This window comes from Acidimicrobiales bacterium, assembly GCA_035316325.1.
Classification (GTDB): domain Bacteria; phylum Actinomycetota; class Acidimicrobiia; order Acidimicrobiales; family VFJN01; genus DASXTK01.
The window spans coordinates 1-4,513 of sequence record DATHJB010000217.1 but is presented as its reverse complement, the minus strand read 5'-3'; the positions used below and the strand labels follow the sequence as shown (position 1 = coordinate 4,513).

The window sequence follows — 4,513 nt, the reverse complement described above, 5'->3', positions numbered from 1 at the left end:
GGGATTCGTGCCGGCCGACGACATCGTCGAGCGCCCGGTGGAGCACCTCGGCATCGAGATCGGCGCCCACGCGCACGACCAGCGGGAAGTTGTAGGCGGCGAGGTCGTCCTCCAGCTGGTGCAGCAGCCACAGGCGGGCCTGGGCGGGCGACAGCGGCAGGACGTCGGGCCGGGCGCCGGCCATCAGCGGTGGACGGACCGGACCGCCGACCCGGTCGGCGAGGCGTTCCGCGAGCGCGGCCACCGTCGGGGCCTCGAACAGCTCCCGGATCGCCAGCTCGACACCCAGCGCCCGGCGTGCCCGGCTGACGACGCGGGTGGCCAGCAGGGAGTGACCGCCGAGGTCGAAGAAGTCGTCGTCAGGACCGACCCGGTCGAGGCTCAGCACCTCGGCGAACAGCTCGCACAACGTCGCCTCGACGGGGCCGGACGGCGGGCGTGACGGCCCGGTGGGCCCGGTGTCGGGCTGCGGCAGGGCGCGGCGGTCGAGCTTGCCGTTGACCGTGAGCGGCAGGCGGTCGAGCACGACGAACGCCGCCGGCACCATGTAGTCGGGCAGGCTCCGCTTCAGGTGCTCCCGCAGCGCGGGCACGAACGCGGTCCGGCGCCGGCTCGACGTGGGGTCGTTGGCCAGCGCCGCCAACCCGACGGTGCCGCCGGCGTCGTCCCACCGTGGGGCCAGCCCCGGCGACTCGACGTCGTAGGCGCCGAGCCGCCGACCGGGCACGACGACGCACGGCAGCCCCAGAGCGACGACGTCCTCCGGTTCGACGCCGTCGCGGCTGCCCAGCGCCGCCGCGGCAGCTGCCACGTCGCCCCGGCCACTCAGTTCGGTGGCCACGACCTCGCCCGAGGTCCGCGGATCGGGGATCCCCTCGACCAACCACGAGGACCCTGCCGGCAGCGACGACAACCGGTCGCGGAGGTCGTCGAGACCGCCGACGTCGACGCCCCAGGTCAGGACCGTCGACGGCGTACCAGCGGCGACAGGCGACCCGTCGGCCTTGCGCACCACCACGTCGTAGCGGTGCCGGGTCAGCTCGTTGTGGGCCCGCCCGGGCTTGCGCAGCACGGCGACCGAGACCACGTCATCGACCCACTCACGCAGCCGGGCGAACAGCGCCGGGGCGACCAGCAGCTCCTTCTCCAGGGACAGCGCCCGCTCGACCGCGGCCGCGACGTCGTCGGCACCCCGCTGCAGCGCGATCGCCGTCTGCAGGATCCGCTGGCTGCGCAGGTCGCGCACGTCACCGAGGAACAGTGCGCCGCCCGGCGCCAACTGCGCCAGCGCGGCCCGCACGACGTCGAGCAGGTGGTCGACGTGGGGGAAGTACTGCGCCACCGAGTTGAGCACCACCACGTCGAACCCGCCCGGCAGGCCCTCGGCCACGTGTGCGGGCTGGCAGCGCAGCTCGACCCGGTCGCCCCAGGGCTGCGCCCCCACGTCGGCCCGCAGCTGCTCCACGATCGACGGCGAGATGTCGGTGCCCCAGTAGGCGTCGGCCTCCGGCGCGATCCGACCCAGCAGGAGGCCCGAGCCGACGCCGATCTCCAGCACCCGCCGGGGTGCCAGGTCGAGGATGCGGGCCACGGTGCCGTCGCGCCACTCGCGCATCTCGGCGAGCGGGATGGGGCTGCCGTCGTAGCTGCTGTCCCAGCCGGAGAAGTCTTCGGCATCGATCGCGGTGCCGATCTCGCGGTACTCGGCGTCGTAGACCTCCCGCCATTCGTCGAGCTGCGCGACGGCCGCGTCGGCGCGGCCCTCGTCGCCGGCGGCCGGCACGACGTAGGCCACCAGCCGCTTGACCCCCGGCACCGCCGACTCGCCGGCCAGCACCGCGGCCGACGCCACCTCGGAATGGGCCAGCAGCGCCGAGGCCACCTCGCCCGGCTCCACGCGGTAGCCCCGGATCTTCACCTGGTCGTCGGTGCGGCCGAGGAACTCGAAGCTGCCGTCGGGCCGCTCCCGCACGAGGTCGCCGGTGCGGTACATCCGCTCGCCGGCAGCACCGAAGGGGTCGACGACGAAGCGCTCGGCGGTGAGGGCCGGGCGCCGCAGGTACCCCCGGGCCAGCCCGACGCCGGCGATGAACAGCTCGCCGGGCAGGCCGGCGGGCACCGGGCGGAGCGTCGGGTCGAGGACGTAGGCCCGGGTGTTCCAGATGGGCCAGCCGACGATCGGCGTGGCACTGTCGTCGGTGCCGCCGCCGAGCGTGTTGATCGTGTACTCGGTAGGGCCGTAGAGGTTGTAGCCGAGTACGCCGTCGGTGGCGTGCAGGCGCTCCCACACGGCGTCGGGCACCGCCTCGCCACCCAGCAGCACCAGCGGCGGGCGGTGGCCGTCGGGGCGGCCGTCGCGGGCATCGGCCAGCAGGCCCTGCTCGATCAGCTCCTGGGCGTAGGTCGGGGTGACGTTGACGACGTCGATCCGCGCCTCGTCGCAGTAGGCGACCAGGGCGTCGGCCTCGCGCCGCAACTGCTCGTCGGCGATGTGGACCTCGTGGCCCTCGACCAGCCACAGCAGCTCCTCCCACGACATGTCGAAGGAGAACGACACCGTGTGGGCGATGCGCAGCCGCCGGCCCGCGGCCCGGACGACCGGATCGAAGATGTGCTCGCGGTGGTTGAGCAGCATGTTGGTGAGCCCCCGGTAGGGCGTCACGACGCCCTTCGGCTCGCCGCTGGAGCCGGACGTGTAGATCACGTAGGCCGGGTGACCGAGGCGGTCGTGGCGCTCCGGGGCGAACGGCGCCCGCTCGGCCTCGGTCAGCGGGCCGGCGTCGAGCGCGCGGAGCCGGGCGGCGATGGCGGGGTCGTCGAGGAGGACGACCGTCGGGGGCGCCGGTGCGCCGTCGGTGAGCGGCCCGGCGGTGGCCGCGGTGGCCAGGACGCAGGCGGGCACTGTGTCGCGGAGCATGAGGGCCAGACGCTCGGCCGGGAGGTCGGGCTCCAACGGCAGGTAGGCGGCGCCCGTCCGCAGCACGGCGAACAGCGCCGCCACCATGTCGAGCGACCGGGGCAGCGCCAGACCCACCACTCGCTCGGGAGCGGCGCCATGGCGGAGCAGCAGGCGGGCCAGGCGGTTGACCCGGGCGTCGAGCTGCGCGTACGTCCAGGCCTGGTCGCCGGCGACCAGCGCCACCGCTTCGGGTGTCCGAGCCGCCTGGTCCTCCAGCAGCTCGGCGATCGTGACCGGGGGCAGCTCGTGGGCGGCCGACACCCAGGCCCGCTCCAGGGCCGCCCGCTCCTCGGGGGCGATCAGGTCGAGCGCCGCCACCGGGGTGGACGGATCGGCCGCGATCTGCGCCAGCGCTCGCACGTAGCGGGCGCGGATCAGCTCGACCAGGCCACCGCTCACCAGGTCGGGCCGGTACACCAGCAGCAGCCGCAGGCGAGGACCGGGCCGCACGACGAGCGTGACCGCGTAATGGGTGGCGTCGGTGGTGCCGAAGCCCTCGACGCGGTGCTCGGCGAGGAAGGCGTCGAGGTCGTCGCCCAGCTCGCCCTGCCCGTCGAAGTTCTGGAGCACGTAGAGCGTGTCGAACAGCTGACCCAAACCGACCTCGTGCTGGATGACGCCCAGGCCCAGGTGCTCGTGCGGCAACACGTCGGTGCGGTACGCCTGGGTGCGCCGGAGGACCTCGAGGGCGGGATCGGTGGGGCGGACCTGCACCCGCGCCGGCACGGTGTTGAGGAAGAGGCCGACGATCCCCTCCACGTCCGGCACCTCGGCCGGCCGACCCGACACCGTGAGGCCGAAGGTGACGTCGTCGCGGCCGACCAGGCCGCCGAGCACGATCCCCCAGGCGCCGCTGAGCACCGTGCTCAGGGTGAGGCCGTGACGGCGGGCGGTGGCCAGGACGGCGGCGCTCAGCTCCTCGTCGAGCTCCTCGACGCGGGTCTCAGGCAGCACCGGGGCGAGCGCGGTGCCGGCGGGCGCCAGCAGGGTCGGCTCGTCGAGGCCGGCGAGGGCGGTGCGCCAGGCGGCTCGGTCGGCCTCGTCGTCCTGCGCCGCCAGCCAGGCGAGGTAGTCGGCGTAGGAACCCTCGGCCTCGGTCTGGTCGGTCGGGTCGGCTGGCTCGGTCGTCTCGCCACTCTCGTAGAGGCGGAACAGCTCGCCGAACACCAGCTGACCCGACCAGCCGTCCCACAGCAGCAGGTGGCGCGAGACCATGATCCGGCAGCGCTCGGCACCCAGGAGGACGACGGTGACGTGCAGCAGCGGCGGCCGGGTGAGGTCGAACCGCCGCGACCGCTCCGTGGCCAGGAGGGCGTCGAGCCGGTCGGACTGGGCGGCGTCACCGGAGAGATCGATGACCGCGAAGGGCACCTCGTCGAGATCGAGGATCGCCTGCACCGGGCGGGGCAGGCCGTCGCCCATGAACGCGGCCCGCAGCGTGGGGGTGCGCCGGAGCAGCGTGGCGAACGCGGCGCGGAGGCGGTCGAGGTCGACCGCCCGGCCGAGGTCGAAGTGGTCGGTGACCGTGTAGACGTCGAGCGCCGCGGCGTCGAA

At 74.4% G+C, this 4,513-nt stretch carries 1 protein-coding gene; it reads right to left on the bottom strand.

What is annotated here, in order from left to right:
* Positions 1–4,513: amino acid adenylation domain-containing protein (locus VK611_28665; GenBank protein ID HMG45340.1), on the bottom strand; the 4,513-nt coding region annotated here is incomplete at both ends.